Origin of the sequence: Mesorhizobium sp. NZP2077 (assembly GCF_013170805.1) — a bacterium.
Taxonomy (GTDB): Bacteria; Pseudomonadota; Alphaproteobacteria; order Rhizobiales; family Rhizobiaceae; genus Mesorhizobium.
Window position 1 is genome coordinate 3,604,533 of the sequence record NZ_CP051293.1, and the last position, 15,129, is coordinate 3,619,661.

The window sequence follows — 15,129 nt, forward strand, 5'->3', positions numbered from 1 at the left end:
ATGTGGTTCCTTGCCTGGGTAGACGAGACCGAGACCACATTCGGCATTGAGCACCAGGTCGAGGACGAGCAAATCGTCTCGATCTCGCTCACCCACAAAGAGGGCGCATTCGCCAGTCTCGACATCACGGTCAAGAACCCGCGCGTCGGTCTGCTCGCACCCGGCCGGAAACAATGGGCGTGGCTGTCGTGGCAGGATGAGAAAAACCCGACTGCCGGCGTCGTGCCCATCCTGTTCGGCCGCCTCGTCGGCGTGCCGCAGCAGGTGCAGGGCAACCAGGTGACGCTGACGTTCCTGGCTCGGCCGTCCGACTATGATGCGCTCAAGCGGGCGCTGGCGGCAACGATGCGGGTGGCTCCGAACTGGGATCCGATGTTCCTCAACGCCGATTCCAGGGATGATCCGGACACGGTGCTGGAGGGCTACACCCACGCTTGGCACATCGGCCGCGTCGATCTGGGGGTGACAGCTTCTGACATCCTCAATGGCGAGGATGGGCTCATCGATTTCGGCGGCGAGTTCATCCGCGAAAGCCTGACAGTCGATCCCGGCGAGCCGCCGCTGACCTCGATCAAGGTGTCGGCCGAAATCAACTGGGCACAGGTGGCGTCTGGCACGGTCGATTTCACCAAGCAGGTTGTCGCCGCCTTCACCACGGCAGGATCCGGCAACGGCTATGCCATCCAGTCGCTGACCGGCGATGGCCTCATGCAGGACTATCCCGAAAAGGATGACCGCATCGGCGGCGGCTGGTCCTTTGGCGACGGCTCGATCACGCGCACCGACGGCTTTGTCGTGCCGCAGGACTATCACCAGATCGTGATGACCAACGGCACCGGCCAGTTTCCGATCTGGACCATGAAGCCGGTGTTTCTCGCCGACTATGACGTTTCCCGCAACCGGCAGGAGACGCTGTCGTTCACGCTTGTCGCCGACTGCCAGGCGATCCTCACCGACCCCGAAGGCCAGGACATCACAGAGATGAAGGTTTCCGGCGATGCCGACGAGCCGGTCGATGAGCCGACCACCGACTTTCCCGATGGTGCGCCGCCGATCGGCGATGTCCGCAATCGGGCGTATCTCACCACCACGCGCGGCCGGCGCAGCATCGATTTCCTGATCTGCCGTGCGCGCCGCATCATCCTCGAGCGCTCGCGCGCGGTATCGATTTCCTTCTCGGCACCGCTCACCGCGGGCCTTGCCGAGACACTATCCTGCAGGATGAATGCCCGTGTCGCTGATCCGCGCATTCCTGGTGGCGAAGCAACAGGCAAGATCATCGGCTACGCCATCACCTCGTCCAATGGCTCGTCGATCGCTTCGCTCACCATCGGCTGCACCGTCGGCAAGGGAAACACGGTGACGACAGTCCCGGGCGAGCCGACCTATGCCGAGGAAGGCTATGTTGAGGACGGCTACCAGGCCTATTCCGGGCGGACGGTAATGCCGATCGCTGGCGAGATCACGCTATCGGAAGACTATCTGCTGGTGCCGCCGAACGATGATGGCGTCGACTTCCTGGTCATGAACCCGGCAACGCTGGTCGAGCAGATCACCATCGTCAATCCGCTGCCAACTCAGCGCACGGTGCTCGATGCTTTCCATGCGGATCTGTCCGCGGCGATCGAGGCCTTGAACCAGGTGTTCACCGAGGTCGATGGCGACTTCAAGGTGCTGAAGGGCGGGCCGTTCGTGACGGATTATCCGCTTGAGGTGAGCGCGTTGGCCGTCCCTAAGACCATCAACTTGGAAGCCGCCTGATGGTCACTCTCCAAGGCCTTTCTAATCCCTGGCGGGCCGGGCGCAATTCCAGCGGCGCGCGGATTTCGATATTCGACAGCGGCGGCAATGGCGACGGCGTGCTCAAGCGCGCGCTTTCAAAGGTCAAGCCGGACGAGGGCGGCGATGCGCATTTCCGCTTCGGCAAGGCGTCGCGCTTCACGCTGACCACGCCCGATCAGCAGACCAATCCAGGCACGACGGTCAACTGGCCACCGGACGATCCGGCCGACGATCCCAAGGACGGGATCATCATCGATGACTTCGACTACATCGACCGCAGCGTCGAGAAGATCAGGGTCGAAAATCCAGACGATTCCGAGCAGTACGTCATCATCGAGCGCATCCTGAAAGTGATGTTCGTCGACCGTCAGACCGGACGCTACAAGCGCTTCAATTTCGACTGGTCGAAAAAGCCATCCGAAACCACCGACAACAGCCAGGCCTGACGGGATCAACAGATGATTATTCTCCGCTCGGTGAAGGGATCAAACCTCACGCCAGCCGAAGTCGACGGCAATTTCACCGATCTCGACGATCGCGTGACTGATATCGAGGATAGCCCGCCCGTCGCTGTTCCTCCGTCCAACATGACGGTGGCCGGAACTCAGTGGACGATCTACTATCCCGACGGCCTGACGTTCGGCCCATTCACCTTGCCGCAAGCGAACTTTCGGCCATCAATCGGCATCGACATCGACGCCGACACCGACGGCACCTTCACGGTCACGTCCGCGCATTCGAACCGCTATCTGCGCTATGCCGGCAGCGAAATCCTGACAGTCATCCTTCCGGGCGATTTGCCTGCCGACACTGAAGTCAGCTTCCGCCAGGTCGGCGACGGGGCAATTTCCTTTCCCGAAAGCACCGATGTTCTGGTCAACGGCTATGACGGATTCCTCAACCAGACAGCAGGCCGCGGCAGCACGGTGACGGCCAAAGTTGTGCCCGATGGCGGCGAATGGGATTTGATCGGCCGCCTTGCTGAAGATGTGACCGCCTGATGCCCGCTGCTTACGGTTCCAAGGCCCATCCGGTTCAGCAGGATCCATTCCAGCAGATCGTCGAGGTGCATTGGAACGCCGTGAAATATATCGCGTTCCCGTTGCGCATCCTGCGTCGCTCGGTGGTCAAGGACTATCCTTATCCGGGGGCGGCCGATGGCGAGGTCGCGTCAAGCGGCAATCAGCCATGGGACTGGACGGCGGTCGCCGAAGAGTCGCCGCTCGCAGCCAACCCGACCACTCCTTATTCTGTGAACTATATTACCGGCTTTCAATATGAATATGATTCCGATGCCTCGCCAGCGCCTGGATATGGCGGCTACGGCATGGGTAAGTCTGGCGGCGGCTGGTCCGCCCTCAAACTCGACGCGATGCATGGCTTGCCGAGCTTGCCTGATGTCCGCGCCTTAGCGCCATGGACGGTGGTCCTGTGCGCGCTTGTCACGAGCCAGTCGTTTTTCAGCTGGTGGCCGCGCGCCGAATACCAGTCGGTCGGCGGCGAGGCGATACCCGGCCTTACTGTTCCCGGTCGTTCGGACATTCCGTTCCGTGGGGTCTCGTCGGCGACACTGCAAATGCGCGGCGCAACGTTCACCGATGCGCCGTTGCAAGGCACGGGCTTCTTCGGCGGCACCGACGGCACCGTCGGGCGAGACCCGTACTCGCTCGGTACCTATTATTGCAAATATGGCGTGACTAACTTCTGGAACCCACTTACCGGCGAGGGCATGGATTACGTCTTCTCGCCACTCGACATAGACCTGGCCAGCATCGTCATCACGCGTCACGGCAAGACCTATCGCGCGATCGGCGCCGCATTGGTGCCACCGCCGGAGATCGCGCCGACATCGCCGGGTGAATTGTGGATCCTGTGCGAGAAGGAAACGACAACATCATGATGCCAGGTGTAGCCGCCCAACCGTTAGGCCATCGCAGCATCGCCGATGACACGCTGCTGACGTTCGATCCTGTCAACGGTATCTATTCGGTCGCCGGTGTCGCTGTGGCGGCAGGCGACATCGTCGACCAGCCTGAACTGATCGTCGCTGGTGTCGGTCTGGTCATTGCGGAATCCGGGAATGTAGTCGCGATCGTTGGCGCGGCGCTGGACTATCTTCTGACCGCGAATTGGACTGCCTCTGTCGGATGGGACCATTTCGAAGGCAACGGCAACATCTATCCGCTGGTGGTATCGGCGGCCGACGACGACACGATCCAGCTGCGTCGCTACGCCTTCAGCTTCGTCATGGATGCGCAGGATTTTACCGGGGGCAACAACCGCGAGGCGACTGATGTCACGGTCGTCGGCGCTGGCGTCCACAAGGTGGCGGTCACCCGCACCGATGCCGAGCTGGCGTTTTCGATCGACGGCCGGGCGGTGGTTTCAGACAGTTCGAGCAGTTTCGCCATCACGCCGACCGGGGCGGCGCTCGGCGGCTACCCCGGCGACGTTGTTTTCGATGCCATCACCATTCGTTCATTCCGCGTCTGGTTGCCGAAGGACAGCAGCCTGCTGCCGGCGCTGTCGGCCTAATTCGGCTTCCGCAGCGCGTTCAGTACCAAATCCGCCTCATGCCGATCGCCTGAAGCGACGACCGCCCATAACCCGCCTTCCAGCTTCAGCAAGCCACCATCGGCGGTGCGGATCTCGCCGGCGCAGCTGATCACGTTCGCCCTGAACTCATCGCTGTGCTTCGCCCAAGGCGCGGCAAGAATTACCAGGTCTCTGCGGTCTGACATCGCGGGACTGTAGCCAATCATCATCCGAAAGGAAAACGCCATGGATCTGTCCCTGGGTTGCACCCGCATGCTTATCGACGAGAGCAAGGCACAGGGCCTGCTGCGGAATCAATGCGCCTATGTGCTGGCCACCGCCTTCTGGGAGACGGCGCACACCATGCAGCCAGTGGTCGAGGCCTATTGGCTCTCGGAGAACTGGCGCCGCAGCAATCTCCGTTATTACCCGTGGTATGGCCGTGGCTTTGTCCAGTTGACCTGGGAGAAGAACTACCAGCGCGCCGAAGCCGAGACTGGCCAGCCCGTGCACCAGAACCCGGCGCTGGCGCTCAATCCTATGGTTGCCGCCAAGATCGCCGTGACCGGTATGCGCGAAGGCTGGTTCACCGGCCGCGACCTCAACGACTTCATCGACCTGGGGCATTCGGACTTCGTCAATGCACGCCGGATCATCAACGGCACCGATCGGGCGCAGGAGATCGCGGTGCTCGCGCAGCACTATGACGACGCGCTTAAGGCCGAATGGGTTGGCTGAACGTGACGGACAAGCGCTTCACGACAGGCTTCGGCGCCGGCTACAGCCGCTTCGGCAAGCCGTGGAACGTGCGCCGCCGGCTGGCCATCGCCATCATCATCTGGGGCTGCGGGCTGATCACCTTCCTCGCTTTCTTCGGCAAGCCTGACAGCCTGCGCGAGACCATCGCCAGCTCGGTGGCGCTGCTGGTCGCTTCGACCGTCGGCTCCTTCATCTTCGGCGCCACATGGGACAACAACTCCGAGCGTCGGGCCGAGATCGACTACATGTCGGTCAACGCCGGCATGCCTCCCAACATGACCGGCGGGGCCAACATCGTTCAGCAGAACGTTGCGCCGCCTGGCCCGGCCATGCCCGAACCTCCCGGAGATCCGCACCAATGATCAAGTTCGCCGTCACGCTCGCCATTGCGCTGGCGCTCTACGGGTTGTGGGCATGATCCTGGCGTTCCTTGCGCCCGTGCTGGCCGTCCTAGGCCCCATCTGGTCGTTCAGCACGTCCCGCGTCGGCCTGCCGCTGGTCGTCGCCGGCGGCATCGTCTTCTTCTATGAGGGCGTGCCGATCGGGCCGCTGCGCTACATCCCTTATGCCGGGCCGGTGCTGGCCTCGCTGGTCGACGGCCGTGTCGATCGGGAATACGCGGCAGGCCAAAAAGCCGAGGCGGCGCTCTGGCAGGAACGCCTTCGCCTGGCCGCAATCGCCCAGGCTGCCGACACCAAGACACGGCAGCAGGACATCGATGCCGCGGCACAAGAGTACATCGACAGGCAGCATAGCGACGCCGGCCGTATCGCCGAACTGCAGCGCGCCCATAAGGATGAAGACAATGTTCCGCCCGATCCGACGAAGCCTGCTGTTTGCCGCCCTGCTGGCATCTCTGCAGGGGTGTCAACACGGCTCGATGCCATCGGTAGATAGTCTGCTTCCGAAGCCAGCCGTGCATGTTGATCCGAGCGTGATGCAGGAGTGCCCGACCGTTGTCGACGTTCCGCACCGTTTCATCCCCTATGACGAGATGCTTGGTCTTTGGGCTGCTGATCGCGCGATTTCAGGTGACTGCAAGCGCGGCAAGCACGCCGCCATCAAGACCATCAAGGCGCTGACCAAATGATCTTCGCCCACATCTCGCGTTCGCTGCGCGACACCTTCCCGGCGAGAGCCTCGGAATGGGCGCTGGCAACCATGCTGTTCGGCTGGTCGGTGATCCTGCACGCCAGCCCTGACCTGTTCCAAAGCGGCCCTCCCACCTATACGGCGCTTGCCAACATCATGCCGCAGTCAACATGGGCGGCGCTGTGCCTGGTCGTTGGCGGTGGCCGGCTGGTTGTCCTTGCCGTCAACGGTGCCTGGCGGCGCTCTCCGCATGCGCGCGGGCTATCGGCCTTCATCAGCGCGCTGTTCTGGTTTGAGATCACCATCGGCATCCTCCAGGGCGGCTCTTACGGGGTCGGCTTGGCTGTCTATCCGGTGCTGTTCCTTCTCGATTGCTACAATGTCATCCGCGCCTTTGGCGAAGCGGGCAGATCAGACGCTAACCATAAGCGGGTGGCTGGGAATGGAACTGACGCCTGAGTTGCTTGGAACTGCGGCCGTTGGGGCGGTCGTCGTTGTCGGGGCTGTCGGCAATTATCTGCGGACACTGCGGGAGAGACCGCGCGGGCTGGATGCCGTGGTCGCCGGCGTCGGCTTCGGCTTCGGCGACAAGGAACAAGGCGAGCGCGTGATCGCCGTGCTCGACCGTTGCGCCAAGGCGCTGGAAGCGCTGGCTGACAAGCGCTCGGACGAAATGGAAGAAATGCACCGGTCGCTGCTCGACCGCCTCGATGCCCAGGAGCGCCGCGAGGAGCAGGAAGAACAAACGCCAAGGCGCCATCCGCCGCGCCGCCGCTGAATTCCTGTCGCCCAAAAAAGCCCGCCGTGCCCGAAGAGGTGCGGCGGGCTTTTCATCGCCTTGAAGGGTGCCGCTGGCAAGCGGCTTACCTACCGCAGGCCTCACAACGCAACGTCTTAACTGGCTTCCATATGCTCGACGACAAGAAAAGGCTAAGCGGGATCAAGATGTTAAGGATAACACATTGATTCAACTAACCTTTTTCGATCTATGGGATTGAAATCCATAAGCTCTATGCTATCTTTAGGTCGCACATGGGTAGATACGTATGACCGTGCATAGTGATCTTTGGAAGCACCGTTTGAACGTCCCCGCCTATCGCGTGAAGGACGCGGCTCGCTATGCCGGAACATCAGCGCAGACAGTAGGGAATTGGCAAAGGCTGCGCGGGAACGCGCCAAGCGTCATATCTGGCCGTGACCCAAACGAACTGCTTTCCTACATGCAGGTCATTGAATTGGGCGTCGTCGCCGCTATGCGGAAGGCTGGCGTTCCGCTCAAATCAATTCGAGACGCTAGGGACTATTTGGCGGCCGAATTTGGCTCGCAGCAGCCATTCGCAGAGTACCGCTTCAAGACCGATGGCAAGCAATTGGTCCTCAATTCCGAAGATCTCGATCCGACCGTTAAGAACCGCTTGATCATCGTCAGTGAGGCTGGGCAATACGCTTGGAAGGAAATCCTCCAGCAACTTCTTCGGGAGTTTGAATACGCGCCGGACGACAAAGGTGTGGTCGTGCGCTGGCGGGTCGCGGGCGTTGACGAGCCGGTATCGATTGATCCTCGCGTAGCGTTTGGGGCGCCTCAAGTTAGCGGGGTGCCCACATGGGTTTTGCGAGAGCGGTGGGGTAGTGGTGAGGGTCTGAAAGACATCGCCGAAGACTTCACTCTTGAGCCGCACCTTGTCATGTCTGCCTTGCGGTTCGAAGGAGTGGCGGTTGATCCGGACCGTCCTAATCAGTGGGTGAACTGACGTTCTATTTCGATAGAACGTTTGGCATCCGATTGCCGGGTGCATTGCGAACGATTCGACCGCCGGCCAAGATAAGGTGGCATCAGGACGAAGGCTTTCCGGTCGACATGCAGGATGACGATTGGATGGCAGTCATCGGGCCAAGGCGATGGGTTGTACTTTCCCAGGATCGCAAATGGCATAAAGTTGAAATCGAGGCCAATGCCGTAAAGCAGCACGGTTTGCGGTGTTTCTATTTCCCGTGCGCTAGCGAGAATATATGGACTTCGCTTGGCCACTTTGTCCGCCGCTAAGCAGCAGCGTCTTGAAACTGGGTCTGGCCGCTTTCCGTGAGGGGGCGGCCAGATCAGTTTTCTGATCCTGCACCTTGACCCCTTGAGAGTCACGCCGAATCATCGTTGCCAACGTGTATGAGTCGCTCCTACACTGCAAGGTGGAACTCGTCGGATTTTGACGGTATTTGGCTAGATCAGTCGGAATTTGACGAAATCTGCCATTGTGTGGCGTAGGGCGATGTCAGACGAAGTAGATCAGGACAAGAGCGGCGAAGTCCGATTCACGGTATCGTCTCAAACCATGAAGTACTTGGCATGGCTCTCACGCCATACGGTGCTTGGGAAAGGCGAAAACGAGGTTGCACGGCAAGTGTTGACCCAGCGCCTTGCGGAAATGAGGCAAGAGGATTACCGCGACTGGCAGAAGCCATAAGCCCCCCCTGCGGCTGGGTAGCGCCTACAGGCGGCTTTACGGTCAAAGCATGCGCCAGCAATTCAATGGGCGCGTCCATGTCGGTTACGGCCCTGTATACCGCCAGTGTCACCGCCACTAGGAGTTCTTCTGGCGTGTGATTATCGTTTTCCGGCAGTGGTAAGGGCCGCTTCATGAGCGGACTATGCGCCTTGTGGCGTTGGCGGTCTACCGCCCGATGATCCGATTGATAATGGTTTCGTCAGGCTCGCAGTCGGTGAAATCCTTCAAGAGCAGCCGGGCATGTTTCGCCCAATGCTCTTCAGCCATGTTTAGCTCGATTACCGACTTCCTGAAGGCGTTGCGCACAATGTCGAAATCGAAGGCCGAAATGTGTCGGTTTCCATGGTCCTGGTCCATGATCGTAGCTCCCGAGGATGGGCGGGAGTTTTGCGAACTCTCAAGCGCCGACGCCCACAACTGCCAGTCAGCGACGATAGCGATTCATAATCCGTTTGATCAAGGGTTCAACGGGATTCCACTGTACGGTTTTTACCAAGGGCAGAAGGCGAATTGCCATCCTATTATCGTTCGCTAATTTTGGCGCGCGGCGCCCCCAAGTGCCGCAGAGTGGCCGGCGCAGGGGATTTCTCAGGCACATCTCTGCGCCGGCCACTTTATGAGCCGGGTTTGTCAACGACATAATCGCCGTTGCCACCATGGCGATGCGCTCGACCTTGAAAAGATCAAGGACAAGCTTGGCCCCGATGCGCCTGCCATGGCGGACGATCTCATCCCCAAACTGAAATGCGCCAAGTGCGGCGGCAAGCAGGTCGGCCTGATCTACTCTCCCGACACCACGCCAAACGGCAAATACGGTACTGCGCAGGCCGTGAGGGACGGGCGATGACGGGCGCAACCTATGTGGTCAAGGCCTTCGACGATAAGGCGAAGGTCTGGAAAACAGTGATGTCGACCAAGGACAAAGATCAGGCCGATGCGGCGAAGGCCGCTATCGAACAGGACGGGGTGAGGGCGGAAATCGAGACTATTGGCCGGCAGAAGCGTTGACTTTCTTCCGTGTCACCTATTGCGCCACCTATTGTGCCACAAAAATGGCCTATGGCGGGAATTTGGCAACAATATCAAAAGCACACACAGGTGCGGGTGCATCTCGACCGCACCATTTCCCTGGCAAATTGCTGTTGATACAGCCGAGCGAACTCTAAGCGCTCGCCGTTGGGCCGAGACTAGCCGCGGAAATCCTGTTTTGCTTGTGCTGACTGCTGGCAAGCCGAGTCGAGTCACCAGACTTGCCGCATCAAAACAAAAGCGACGGCGCGTCATGCCGGCAGCGCCGCCGTTTCAGAAATCACCTGGATGGATCACGCCGCCTTCTTCATCCTCGACAGCGTATCGGCCACCACCTCGCCGAAGGACGACGGCGTCGGCACGATGATGACGCCGGCCTCTTTCAGGATTTCGACCTTCTCCTGCGCCGACTCGCCGAAGGCCGAGATGATGGCGCCGGCGTGGCCCATGCGGCGGCCTTTCGGGGCGGAGAGGCCGGCGATGTAGGCGATCAGGGGCTTGCGCATGTTGTCGCGGGCCCAGATCGCGGCTTCGGCTTCCTGCGGTCCGCCGATCTCGCCGATCATCACCACGGCGTCGGTGTCGTCATCCTGTTCGAACAGCTTCAGAATATCCTTGAAGGACGAGCCGTTGATCGGATCGCCGCCGATGCCGACGCTGGTCGACACGCCGATGCCGAGTGACTTCATCTGCGAAGCGGCCTCGTAACCGAGCGTGCCGGAGCGGCCGACGATGCCGATGCGGCCGGGCAGGTAGATGCTGCCCGGCATGATGCCCATCAGCGCCTGTCCGGGCGTGATGATGCCGGCGCAGTTCGGTCCAAGGAGCCGCATGCGGTCCTCGAAGCGGTAGCGGCGCATGTAGCGCTTGACCTGCATCATATCCTGCGACGGGATGCCGTCGGTGATGCAGACGCAGAGTTTTATGCCCGCATCCGCGGCCTCCATGATCGAATCGGCGGCGAAGGGCGGCGGCACGAAGACGATGCTGGCCTCGGCGCGGGTCTCGCGCACCGCGCCCTTGACCGTGTTGAAGACGGGCAGGCCGAGATGCGTCTGGCCGCCCTTGCCGGGGGTGACGCCGCCGACCAGCTTGGTGCCGTAGCGTTTCATGTCCTCGGCGTGGAAGCTGCCGATCTTGCCGGTGAAACCCTGGACGATGACGCGGGTGCTGCGGTTTAGCAGGATTGCCATTTTTCGACCTCCCTCAGGCTGCTTTTTTCTTGGCGACCGCGCGCCAGGCGGCGACGGCTTTTTCGGCGGCTTCGGCCAGCGTGTCGGCGACGATCACCGCCTCGCCGGAATCGGCCAGGATGCGGCGGCCTTCCTCGGCCCTGGTGCCGGAGAGCCGGACCACCAGCGGCACGTTGACGCCGACCTCGCGGATTGCCTTGATGACACCTTCGGCGACCCAATCGCAGCGGTTGATACCGGCGAAGATGTTGACCAGGATGGTCTCGACATTCTTGTCGCCGAGCACGGCGCGGAAGGATTTCGCCACCCGCTCGGGCGAGGCGCCGCCGCCAATGTCGAGGAAGTTGGCCGGCTCGCCGCCGGCGATCTTGATCATGTCCATCGTCGCCATGGCGAGCCCTGCGCCATTGATGATGCAGCCGATATTGCCGTCGAGGCCGACATAGGAGAGGCCGCGGTCGCTGGCGAAGGTTTCGCGCGGGTCTTCCTGGCTCTTGTCGCGCAATTCGGAGATTTCCGGCCGGCGAAACAGGGCGTTCTCGTCGAACGACATTTTGGCATCGAGCGCGATCAAATTGCCGTCGCGAGTCACCACCAGCGGGTTGATCTCCAGCATCGACGCATCATAGTCGCCGAACACCTGATAGCAGCTGAAGATGGTCTCGGTCGCCTTGCCGATCAGATTGTGGTCGAGGCCGAGCCCGAAGGCGATCTCGCGCGCCTGGAAGCGTTGCATGCCGACGCCGGGATCGACCGATGTGCGCAGGATGGAATCGGGCGCCTTCTCGACGATGTCCTCGATCTCCATGCCGCCGGCGGCCGACGCCACGATCATGACGCGCTCTTCCTTGCGGTCGAGCACGAAGCCGACATAAAGCTCCTGGGCGATGTCGACGGCTTCCTCGAGATAAAGCCTGGAGATCAGCTTGCCGCGTGGTCCGGTCTGCTGGGTCACCAGCTTGCGGCCAAGCATGGCTTCGGCGGCGCTCGAGATTTCCTCGTCATTGGCGCACAGTTTTATGCCGCCGGCCTTGCCGCGGGCGCCGGAATGAACCTGCGCCTTCAGCACCCATTTGCCGCCGCCGATCTCCCTGGCACGGTAGGTCGCCTGCTCGGGGCTATAGGCGAGTCCGCCGCGCGGCACATGCACGCCATGCCGGGCGAGCAGTTCCTTGGCCTGATATTCGTGGATGTCCATTTTTTATCCTCCCTGAACAGTCAATGCGCTGCTACGCGCGGCTGGCCAAGTTGGCCGGCGCGTTCGATGGCCTCGTTGACCACCAACACATTCCTCGCCATGCGCTCCGACGCCGCGTCGATCATCTTGCCGTCGAGCGCCGCCGCTCCCTTGCCTTGCGCCTCGGCCTCCTTCAGCACTTCAAGGATGCGCCTGGCGCGGGTGACCTCCTTCTCCGGCGGCGAGAAGACGTCGTTGGCGAGCGCGATCTGCGAAGGGTGGATCGCCCATTTGCCTTCGATGCCGAGGGCGGCGGCGCGCCTGGCGCCGGCGATGTAGCCCTCCGGATCGGAGAAATCGCCGAACGGCCCGTCAACGGCGCGCAAACCGTAGGCGCGGCAGGCGACGGTCATCCGCGACAGCGCGAAGTGCCACTGATCGCCGGGATAATCTGGGTTGAGGCCGCCAATGTTGACGGTGCGCGCCTTGCAGCTTGCGGCATAGTCGGCGACGCCGAAATGCATGGCCTCCAGCCGGCCGGGCGTCGCGGCAATGGCCTCGACATTGGCCATGCCGAGCGCGGTCTCGATCAGCGCTTCGAGGCCGACACGGGTCTTGAAACCCTTGGCCATCTCGATCTGGTTGACCATGGCCTCGACCATGTAGAGATCGGCCGGCACGCCGACTTTCGGCACCAGTATGGTGTCCAGCCGGTCGCCGGCTTGTTCCATGACGTCGACCACGTCACGGTACATGTAGTGGGTGTCGAGGCCGTTGATGCGTACCGAGACGGTCTTGCCCTTGGCGCGCCAGTCGATGTCGTTGAGCGCCTGAATGATGTTCTTGCGGGCACGTTCCTTGTCGGGCGGCGCGACCGCGTCCTCGATGTCGAGGAAGACGAAGTCGGCGGCGCTGTTGGCCGCCTTGTCGATCATCTCCGGGCTGGAGCCGGGAACAGCGAGCTCGCTGCGCTGCAGCCGCAATTTCCTGAGATGGTTGATGGTGTGGCTCATTGTCGGCTCCCTCAGGCGGCTTCGGCGACCGGCACGGCGGTCGAGGCGCGGAAATGCTGGATGGCGGCGCCGACGCCGGAGCCCGGAGCCAGCCGCACGCCGCAATCGAGCAGGGCCATTTCGGCAGCCGACAGCGAGGAAAGCACCATCACCTCGTTCAGCCAGCCGAGATGGCCGATGCGGAAGACCTTGCCGAACACCTTGTTGAGGCCGCCGCCGAGCGAGGTCTGGTAGGTGCCGTAGGCGCGCTTGACGATGTCGCCGCTGTCGATGCCTTCCGGCACCAGGATGGCGCTGACCGTGTCGGAGTGCCATTTCGGCGTCTTGGCACAGAGTTTCAGGCCCCAGGCGTCGGCCGCTTTGCGCACGCCTTCGGCTAGGCGATGATGGCGGGCAAAGATGTTCTCCAACCCTTCGTCGGCGATCAGGTCAAGCGAGGCGCGCAGGCCGCGCAGCAGCTGCGTCGCCGGCGTGTAGGGGAAATAGCCGGCATCGTTGGCGCGGATCATGTCCTCGAAAGAGAAGAAGCAGCGTCGGTGGGTGGCGGTTCGCGAAGCGACAAGCGCCTTCTTGCTGACCGACAGGAAGCCGAGGCCGGCAGGCAACATGAAGCCCTTTTGCGAGCCGCTGACGGCGCAGTCGACGCCCCATTCTTCCTGTCGGAAGTCGATCGAGCCGATCGACGACACGCCGTCGACGAAGAGCAGGGCAGGGTGGTTTGCATCGTCGAGCGCGGCGCGGCAGCCGGCGACGTCGCTGGTCACACCGGTCGCGGTCTCGTTCTGCGTGCAGAAGACGGCCTTGATGCGGTGCGTCTTGTCGGCCTTGAGCCGCTCGGCATAGAGCTCAAGCGGCACGCCGGTTCCCCATTCGCAATCGATGACATCGACCTCGAAGCCGAGGCGCTCGGCCATATCGACCCACAGATGCGAGAACTGGCCGAAGCGCGACATCAGCACACGGTCACCGGGGCTGAGCACATTGGTCATCGCCGCTTCCCAGGCGCCGGTCCCCGACGACGGGTAGATGAAGATGCGGCCAGTCTCGTTCTTGAAGACGCGTTTGATGTCCTCGAACAGCGGCAGAGTGAGATCGGGGAAGGACGCGGCGCGCATGTCCTCCATCGGCAGGTTCATCGCCTGCCGGACCTGTTCGGGGATGTTGGTCGGCCCGGGAATGAAAAGATGGGTGAAACCGGCCATGATGCGAACTCCTCCTGATCCAGCAAAGCGGTGGTGGGGAGTTTCGTTTCGACGGCTAAAGCCAACAACACCTTGGCGGGTAAGATCTCGCCGCGCGCGGGTGGGTTCGGACTACCCGGCAGGCCTACCCGGCGAGTATAAGCTTGGCCTACCCGAAAGGCTGCTTCTGGGTACGCCGCTCTCGCGAATAGAGCGCGACGGCCATCGCCCGGTTGCGGACGTCGAGCTTGTCGTAGAGATTCTTGAGGTGGTACTTCACCGTGTTCTCGGAAATGCCGGTCCGCGTCGCGATCTGCAAATTGGTCCAGCCGTCGGAAAGCACCGCCAGCAGCTCGCGCTCACGCACCGTGAGCTGCGCCAGCGGCGTGTCGTTGACCTTATTGATGTCGATGTAGGGGATGCAGATGCGGCCGTGCGCGACGGCCAGGATCGTGTCGAAGATAATAGTCGGGTCATCGAACTGGAAACAGTAGCCCTGGGTGCCGAGCCGCACGCATTGCTTCAGGATGCCGATGTCATGGTCGTTGGAAAAGACGGTGATGCGCACATCGAGCTTGCGGCTCTGGACTTCGGCCAGCACATCAGCGCCGTCCATGTCGGCGAGCTTCCAGCCGATGATTGCAACATCGAACCCGCCCTTGTCAGCCAGATCCAGGAATTGCTTGCCGCTCTGCACCGTGCTCAGCAATTCGAAACGGCCGTCGCATTCGAGCATTTCGCGAAGTGCCGATATGACGAATGGATTGCGCTCGGCGACGACAATGCGCATGCGCCGGTCGCCGATTGCCTTGCTCGTTTTCCCGGGCTTGCTGTTCAAGGGCCGTTTTGTCCTAGGTGCCGCAACTC

General features: G+C 61.7%; 22 protein-coding genes. 14 read left to right on the forward strand and 8 right to left on the reverse strand.

Annotated features, from left to right (window positions below):
- From HGP13_RS17885 to HGP13_RS17905, 5 genes are read left to right on the forward strand one after another with little or no spacing between them, the layout of a single operon-like run.
- Positions 1 to 1,761, forward strand: coding sequence for a hypothetical protein (locus HGP13_RS17885; RefSeq protein WP_172227781.1), 1,761 nt, complete (start codon positions 1 to 3; stop codon positions 1,759 to 1,761).
- On the forward strand, positions 1,761 to 2,228 hold the full coding sequence (locus HGP13_RS17890; protein ID WP_172227783.1) for a hypothetical protein: 468 nt from the start codon (positions 1,761 to 1,763) through the stop codon (positions 2,226 to 2,228). Before HGP13_RS17885 ends, HGP13_RS17890 begins: the two co-directional genes overlap by 1 nt.
- A gap of 12 nt (positions 2,229 to 2,240) precedes the next feature.
- The gene (locus HGP13_RS17895; RefSeq protein WP_172227785.1) at positions 2,241 to 2,783 is read left to right on the forward strand and encodes a hypothetical protein; all 543 of its coding nucleotides are present in this window, start codon (positions 2,241 to 2,243) and stop codon (positions 2,781 to 2,783) included.
- The gene (locus HGP13_RS17900) at positions 2,783 to 3,682 is read left to right on the forward strand and encodes a hypothetical protein (RefSeq protein WP_172227787.1); all 900 of its coding nucleotides are present in this window, start codon (positions 2,783 to 2,785) and stop codon (positions 3,680 to 3,682) included. Before HGP13_RS17895 ends, HGP13_RS17900 begins: the two co-directional genes overlap by 1 nt.
- Complete coding sequence (locus HGP13_RS17905; RefSeq protein ID WP_172227789.1) at positions 3,679 to 4,317, forward strand: hypothetical protein; 639 nt, start codon at positions 3,679 to 3,681, stop codon at positions 4,315 to 4,317. The genes HGP13_RS17900 and HGP13_RS17905 overlap by 4 nt, the downstream gene beginning before the upstream one ends.
- Here HGP13_RS17905 and HGP13_RS17910 read toward each other — a convergent pair.
- Positions 4,314 to 4,565 (reverse strand): hypothetical protein, encoded by a 252-nt coding sequence (locus HGP13_RS17910; protein WP_172227791.1) that lies wholly within the window; start codon positions 4,563 to 4,565, stop codon positions 4,314 to 4,316. The two genes, HGP13_RS17905 and HGP13_RS17910, sit on opposite strands and share 4 nt — an antisense overlap.
- On the opposite strand from HGP13_RS17910, the gene HGP13_RS17915 reads away from it, so the two are divergent.
- From HGP13_RS17915 to HGP13_RS17945, 7 genes are all read left to right on the forward strand, one after another.
- Positions 4,564 to 5,055 (forward strand): carboxypeptidase, encoded by a 492-nt coding sequence (locus HGP13_RS17915; RefSeq protein ID WP_172227793.1) that lies wholly within the window; start codon positions 4,564 to 4,566, stop codon positions 5,053 to 5,055. The two genes, HGP13_RS17910 and HGP13_RS17915, sit on opposite strands and share 2 nt — an antisense overlap.
- Positions 5,043 to 5,438, forward strand: a complete 396-nt coding sequence (locus HGP13_RS17920) for a hypothetical protein (protein WP_172227795.1) — start codon at positions 5,043 to 5,045, stop codon at positions 5,436 to 5,438. Before HGP13_RS17915 ends, HGP13_RS17920 begins: the two co-directional genes overlap by 13 nt.
- 52 nt (positions 5,439 to 5,490) lie before the next feature.
- On the forward strand, positions 5,491 to 5,973 hold the full coding sequence (locus HGP13_RS17925; RefSeq protein ID WP_172227797.1) for a hypothetical protein: 483 nt from the start codon (positions 5,491 to 5,493) through the stop codon (positions 5,971 to 5,973).
- 19 nt (positions 5,974 to 5,992) lie between these two features.
- Positions 5,993 to 6,166: a hypothetical protein gene (locus HGP13_RS17930; RefSeq protein WP_172227799.1), complete on the forward strand. Its 174-nt coding sequence runs from the start codon at positions 5,993 to 5,995 to the stop codon at positions 6,164 to 6,166.
- Positions 6,163 to 6,627, forward strand: a complete 465-nt coding sequence (locus HGP13_RS17935) for a hypothetical protein (protein ID WP_172227801.1) — start codon at positions 6,163 to 6,165, stop codon at positions 6,625 to 6,627. The genes HGP13_RS17930 and HGP13_RS17935 overlap by 4 nt, the downstream gene beginning before the upstream one ends.
- Complete coding sequence (locus tag HGP13_RS17940) at positions 6,611 to 6,946, forward strand: hypothetical protein (protein WP_172227803.1); 336 nt, start codon at positions 6,611 to 6,613, stop codon at positions 6,944 to 6,946. Before HGP13_RS17935 ends, HGP13_RS17940 begins: the two co-directional genes overlap by 17 nt.
- Before the next feature lie 301 nt (positions 6,947 to 7,247).
- Positions 7,248 to 7,919 (forward strand): hypothetical protein, encoded by a 672-nt coding sequence (locus HGP13_RS17945; protein WP_172227805.1) that lies wholly within the window; start codon positions 7,248 to 7,250, stop codon positions 7,917 to 7,919.
- On the opposite strand, the gene HGP13_RS37940 is transcribed toward HGP13_RS17945, so the two are convergent.
- Positions 7,904 to 8,197, reverse strand: coding sequence for a hypothetical protein (locus HGP13_RS37940; protein WP_246707417.1), 294 nt, complete (start codon positions 8,195 to 8,197; stop codon positions 7,904 to 7,906). The two genes, HGP13_RS17945 and HGP13_RS37940, sit on opposite strands and share 16 nt — an antisense overlap.
- A 637-nt stretch (positions 8,198 to 8,834) precedes the next feature.
- Positions 8,835 to 9,026 (reverse strand): hypothetical protein, encoded by a 192-nt coding sequence (locus HGP13_RS17955; RefSeq protein ID WP_172227809.1) that lies wholly within the window; start codon positions 9,024 to 9,026, stop codon positions 8,835 to 8,837.
- Between the two features lie 259 nt (positions 9,027 to 9,285).
- Between HGP13_RS17955 and HGP13_RS17960 the strand changes: the two genes are divergently transcribed.
- Both HGP13_RS17960 and HGP13_RS17965 read left to right on the forward strand, forming a co-directional pair.
- Positions 9,286 to 9,516 (forward strand): hypothetical protein, encoded by a 231-nt coding sequence (locus tag HGP13_RS17960; RefSeq protein WP_172227811.1) that lies wholly within the window; start codon positions 9,286 to 9,288, stop codon positions 9,514 to 9,516.
- Positions 9,513 to 9,677: a hypothetical protein gene (locus tag HGP13_RS17965; protein WP_172227813.1), complete on the forward strand. Its 165-nt coding sequence runs from the start codon at positions 9,513 to 9,515 to the stop codon at positions 9,675 to 9,677. Before HGP13_RS17960 ends, HGP13_RS17965 begins: the two co-directional genes overlap by 4 nt.
- Before the next feature lie 314 nt (positions 9,678 to 9,991).
- Here the strand turns inward: HGP13_RS17965 and sucD are convergent, their stop codons facing one another.
- The 5 genes from sucD to HGP13_RS17990 form a co-directional block, all read right to left on the reverse strand.
- Positions 9,992 to 10,891, reverse strand: coding sequence for a succinate--CoA ligase subunit alpha (sucD, locus tag HGP13_RS17970; protein ID WP_172227815.1), 900 nt, complete (start codon positions 10,889 to 10,891; stop codon positions 9,992 to 9,994).
- A gap of 13 nt (positions 10,892 to 10,904) precedes the next feature.
- Positions 10,905 to 12,089, reverse strand: coding sequence for a malate--CoA ligase subunit beta (locus tag HGP13_RS17975; protein ID WP_172227817.1), 1,185 nt, complete (start codon positions 12,087 to 12,089; stop codon positions 10,905 to 10,907).
- Between the two features lie 20 nt (positions 12,090 to 12,109).
- The gene (locus HGP13_RS17980) at positions 12,110 to 13,081 is read right to left on the reverse strand and encodes a CoA ester lyase (protein WP_172227819.1); all 972 of its coding nucleotides are present in this window, start codon (positions 13,079 to 13,081) and stop codon (positions 12,110 to 12,112) included.
- Between the two features lie 11 nt (positions 13,082 to 13,092).
- On the reverse strand, positions 13,093 to 14,283 hold the full coding sequence (locus tag HGP13_RS17985) for an aminotransferase class V-fold PLP-dependent enzyme (RefSeq protein ID WP_172227821.1): 1,191 nt from the start codon (positions 14,281 to 14,283) through the stop codon (positions 13,093 to 13,095).
- A 148-nt stretch (positions 14,284 to 14,431) separates the two neighbouring features.
- Positions 14,432 to 15,052 carry a response regulator transcription factor gene (locus tag HGP13_RS17990; protein ID WP_172234757.1) on the reverse strand — a complete coding sequence of 207 codons (621 nt, stop codon included), beginning with the start codon at positions 15,050 to 15,052 and terminating at the stop codon, positions 14,432 to 14,434.
- Positions 15,053 to 15,129: the final 77 nt, after the last annotated feature.

Coding starts and splice junctions, on each gene's coding strand:
- HGP13_RS17940 (WP_172227803.1), top strand. CDS start 6,611: ATGGAACTGACGCCTGAGTTGCTTGGAACTGCGGCCGTTGGGGCGGTC.
- HGP13_RS17920 (WP_172227795.1), top strand. CDS start 5,043: ATGGGTTGGCTGAACGTGACGGACAAGCGCTTCACGACAGGCTTCGGC.
- HGP13_RS17955 (WP_172227809.1), bottom strand. CDS start 9,026: ATGGACCAGGACCATGGAAACCGACACATTTCGGCCTTCGATTTCGAC.
- HGP13_RS17905 (WP_172227789.1), top strand. CDS start 3,679: ATGATGCCAGGTGTAGCCGCCCAACCGTTAGGCCATCGCAGCATCGCC.
- HGP13_RS17935 (WP_172227801.1), top strand. CDS start 6,163: ATGATCTTCGCCCACATCTCGCGTTCGCTGCGCGACACCTTCCCGGCG.
- HGP13_RS17990 (WP_172234757.1), bottom strand. CDS start 15,052: ATGCGCATTGTCGTCGCCGAGCGCAATCCATTCGTCATATCGGCACTT.
- HGP13_RS17965 (WP_172227813.1), top strand. CDS start 9,513: ATGACGGGCGCAACCTATGTGGTCAAGGCCTTCGACGATAAGGCGAAG.
- HGP13_RS17895 (WP_172227785.1), top strand. CDS start 2,241: ATGATTATTCTCCGCTCGGTGAAGGGATCAAACCTCACGCCAGCCGAA.
- HGP13_RS17910 (WP_172227791.1), bottom strand. CDS start 4,565: ATGGCGTTTTCCTTTCGGATGATGATTGGCTACAGTCCCGCGATGTCA.
- HGP13_RS17885 (WP_172227781.1), top strand. CDS start 1: ATGTGGTTCCTTGCCTGGGTAGACGAGACCGAGACCACATTCGGCATT.
- HGP13_RS17925 (WP_172227797.1), top strand. CDS start 5,491: ATGATCCTGGCGTTCCTTGCGCCCGTGCTGGCCGTCCTAGGCCCCATC.
- HGP13_RS17890 (WP_172227783.1), top strand. CDS start 1,761: ATGGTCACTCTCCAAGGCCTTTCTAATCCCTGGCGGGCCGGGCGCAAT.
- HGP13_RS17915 (WP_172227793.1), top strand. CDS start 4,564: ATGGATCTGTCCCTGGGTTGCACCCGCATGCTTATCGACGAGAGCAAG.
- HGP13_RS17900 (WP_172227787.1), top strand. CDS start 2,783: ATGCCCGCTGCTTACGGTTCCAAGGCCCATCCGGTTCAGCAGGATCCA.
- HGP13_RS17960 (WP_172227811.1), top strand. CDS start 9,286: ATGAGCCGGGTTTGTCAACGACATAATCGCCGTTGCCACCATGGCGAT.
- sucD (WP_172227815.1), bottom strand. CDS start 10,891: ATGGCAATCCTGCTAAACCGCAGCACCCGCGTCATCGTCCAGGGTTTC.
- HGP13_RS17975 (WP_172227817.1), bottom strand. CDS start 12,089: ATGGACATCCACGAATATCAGGCCAAGGAACTGCTCGCCCGGCATGGC.
- HGP13_RS17980 (WP_172227819.1), bottom strand. CDS start 13,081: ATGAGCCACACCATCAACCATCTCAGGAAATTGCGGCTGCAGCGCAGC.
- HGP13_RS17985 (WP_172227821.1), bottom strand. CDS start 14,283: ATGGCCGGTTTCACCCATCTTTTCATTCCCGGGCCGACCAACATCCCC.